General features: G+C 35.9%; 3 protein-coding genes. All 3 read right to left on the minus strand.

What is annotated here, in order from left to right; genetic code table 11:
* Positions 1-879: 879 nt before the first annotated feature.
* The 3 genes from CXF81_RS00285 to CXF81_RS00295 all read right to left on the minus strand — a co-directional run bounded on the left by CXF81_RS00285 (position 880) and on the right by CXF81_RS00295 (position 2,468).
* Complete coding sequence (locus tag CXF81_RS00285) at positions 880-1,392, minus strand: hypothetical protein (RefSeq protein WP_101179099.1); 513 nt, start codon at positions 1,390-1,392, stop codon at positions 880-882.
* 76 nt (positions 1,393-1,468) lie between these two features.
* A complete protein-coding gene (locus CXF81_RS00290; RefSeq protein ID WP_101179101.1) occupies positions 1,469-1,795 on the minus strand; it encodes a hypothetical protein in 327 nt (108 codons plus the stop codon).
* A gap of 115 nt (positions 1,796-1,910) precedes the next feature.
* A complete protein-coding gene (locus tag CXF81_RS00295; protein WP_101179103.1) occupies positions 1,911-2,468 on the minus strand; it encodes a hypothetical protein in 558 nt (185 codons plus the stop codon).
* Between the last annotated feature and the right edge of the window lie 844 nt (positions 2,469-3,312).

The following is a 3,312-nucleotide window of genomic DNA, read 5'->3' on the forward strand; positions in this document are numbered from 1 at the left end:
TCCTAAAGCCCCTAAAGCCCGCTAACAACTACTTCAGTTGGATTTATATTAGTTGCCGCATCTAATAATTCTGACCCACCGGATGAAAGTGTTGCTTCCAGTGAAGTGGTGTCTAAATTATCACCGTCGAAATTTCCTATTGTTTGAGTTGCTATTTTTCATTTTGACGATTTTCATCAGATCGAATCTGTTGCTCCTTTTCAAAATGTTTTTTGAGCCATGAATATGATTCTGCATGAGTTGAAAACTATAGAAAACTAACGTTGCGCCTTAAAATGCTAGTCTCATGCTAATTTAGTCCTTACTTGTGGGGCGATTTTATTAGGACAATCCATCAGTGCAATTTGATAAATTAAGTAAATACTTATAATTTCAGAAGCTTACTTTCTTTGCAATAGTAATTTTCAAACGTGGCGCTTAGGTATTTACGCGTGCTTGGCAACAAGGCGAAGAATTGTAGGTTTGAGTACGATATGTAACTTGTCTTTAGGCTTTTTGTAAAATGTGGATTGCTTAGAACCTATAACGAGGAACGTCCGCTCTTCATCTTGATGAGTAATTCTGTCAATCGAATTGTGTTGGTAGCAAATTGTGCAAATCTGTTACACAATTTCAAATGGCGTACGGCAGCTTTTGCCGTATTTAAGCCCGTTATAATTTGGCAAAAAATATAATATGACGAGCTTACCTAATCAGGCAAAAAAGGGCAGTTTGCAGACTGTCGTAAAAATCTAACAACAGGCGGCTTAGAGCGATCAGTTGTCATTGGGGATATTCGGTTTCTGATAGGGCTATGCTCTATAGCGGACACTAACGCTTAACATATGGGGATTTTAGGAGCGCTTTTTCAGCTAGTAAAATCCCTACCATGATGTTTCGTTAGCCACCTTTACACCTTTCCTTGATCGTTGCAATAACCGTTTTTGACTTCGTTTGTGAAAATGGAAAAGGTAGTTCACAAATACAGAAAACAAGAACAGCAGATTTTGTGTATACGGCATAGAAGTTGTCGCTTATGTGCGCTCGATTTTGAATGCAAGTTGCGGCCAAAAATTTGTTATTGTTATTTGTAACTTTGAACCCTGATTCCTCTAATACCTCAACTGCAGCAATTTTAAATTCACTTGAATTTGCTAAGCGAAGCTTCGTTGCAGTGTGCTGGTGTTTTGCTAATAGATAGCTGATTAAGAAGCTCAAAAGAAGTGACGTACATAGAATAACTGATTTGCTAAAATATGATTGCAACAATTCTGTAGCTAGTATGCTGAGAAAAATAAATGGTGTTCCAATAATCACAGTCTGAAGCAAAACTAAAAGGTGACGCATAAAAACAGAGGTTTCTAACCTTAGCTTTTCATCCTTGATTGTTTGCAAAACTTTCGGTGTATACATAGGTGGCTAACGTTTAACATATGGGGATTTTAAGAGTGCTTTTTCAGCGAGTAAAATTCCCACCATGATGTTTTTGTTAGCTATATTTGCGTAAACCATCAAGAAATGTCCTTATATACCTATTATAAGCATTAAATCCATCACCCAAAATAAACCATTGAGATTGAGTACTTACAATTACTTCCGTTTTTTCATTGTAATCAGCAAAAGTAATATTCATTTTTGTGGAAAGAAAAAATGGCCACAATATTGGCTTTACAGTTGTATCAAAACCATCGTCATTTTCAATAATATTGATATAAGAATAAAAACGCTGCTTTTCACTTAACACTTTTTTAATGTGATCACAGATTTCCATTGTTGGAATATTAAGTAATTCACTAGCTTTCCTTGTAACAGTCATTGGACACTCCATATAGCTAACTCCCAATTAACGGGCAATTACACGGCGCGCACAATAGCCGAAGGCGCTCCGTGTAAGTGCCCCCTCGACGACAGTGAGCAGGTTAAATTGTTTGTTATATGTGCCTAATACATACTAAAAATAGAACAGCGAAAGCAGCAATAAAGTTCAAGTACAAAGCGATTTTTATACTTTTATGCTTAACCAAAGACCACACAAAAGGATTATATATAAAATTTACCGCCTTTTTTTGATGTTTCCACTTTGAACTAAAAATAACTCCGTCATAAAGCTTTATGGCTAATTTAGGTTCGAGTTGTCTGAACCTTAATAGAATAAAAAACTGAAGTGCAATAGAGCTAAAGCCTAAAATTAATGGGGAGTATTGAAGCACTTTATAACCCTGCACTCTGAAGAGTATTAAAGCTAAGGCAAATAATAAAACGCTCTGGGTCGCCGTTTGAATATAAGAGTTAAACTTTGAATTATCCATTCTCCACTTTTTCATCTTTTGCCTTCCTAGGAGAAAAAGTAAGGAGGCGATACCAAGAAGCGCTGGTGCCATAATCAATAATTCAGAATACAGAACGAAGTAGACCGCGAAGCAAGTTAGCGCGATAGACAGACAAATAAGTGAATAGGCAAGAGGTTTATTTTGTTGTGTTTCAATCATCCTAACTGCATCTTCCTTATGCTGTATAACAATTTAATATCGACCCAATGGGTCGTTTTTATTCTTTGATCTATCTATAACAAATTATTCAAACTTAAGCTAGTTTTGGCCTACAGTATTTTATGTCTTAGCCTCACTACGGACAAAAAGCAGTATGGCGGCAACTCGCTCGCAGCTGAGCAAATTAACGATTTAAAGTAACGTTCGTCATATTAAGCGGGCGCAATCAAGCCTTGATTTCCTCTTTTTCCACCTAACACAAACTAATATGCTTTATGGTTTAATGAAGCAAAGCAATTCTGTTTGATATATTTAATACATGCGTTACTATTTGGTAAGTTCTTTTATCAAAATGGAATAAATGGATAAAGTCTGAAAGTCAGCAAAATTTAGTTCCTGTTACAGAGTATTTGGGTAAGAAAGTACTCTTAATAATATGGGGCTTATGTATTTCATTTGGCATTTCATTGCTGCTATTGCCTTATTTTTTTGTAGGTACTGACTTTCCGACCGTCAATAAAGATGAGATCCCCTTTTTTAGTATAATCATTATTTTTGTATCAAGTAGTTTTGCATTTCAAGACATCAGAAAAGCTGTGAAGCATGTGAGTAAATTTTACTTTTTTATTCCTGCTGTATTTGTGCTACTCATTGCGTCTTTTTTTATGCTCACCTTGCCCAAGTTTACATTTGATGTAATTTCTCGCCGAATTTTTTGTTTTTAGTTTCGGGTTAAGCGATAAGTTTGGCTGACGCAAATGTCGGCTATAGTTGGGACTTGCCTGTCACTGCGGCGCACATTAACTCATGTTTATGATACAAACTTCTCTCTAAATTTTTAACG

Source organism: Glaciecola sp. 33A (assembly GCF_002836745.1).
Lineage (GTDB): Bacteria > Pseudomonadota > Gammaproteobacteria > Enterobacterales > Alteromonadaceae > Glaciecola.

Bases quoted from the DNA above. Each gene is read 5' to 3' on its own strand.
- CXF81_RS00285 (WP_101179099.1), bottom strand. From the start codon at position 1,392: ATGTATACACCGAAAGTTTTGCAAACAATCAAGGATGAAAAGCTAAGG.
- CXF81_RS00290 (WP_101179101.1), bottom strand. From the start codon at position 1,795: ATGACTGTTACAAGGAAAGCTAGTGAATTACTTAATATTCCAACAATG.
- CXF81_RS00295 (WP_101179103.1), bottom strand. From the start codon at position 2,468: ATGATTGAAACACAACAAAATAAACCTCTTGCCTATTCACTTATTTGT.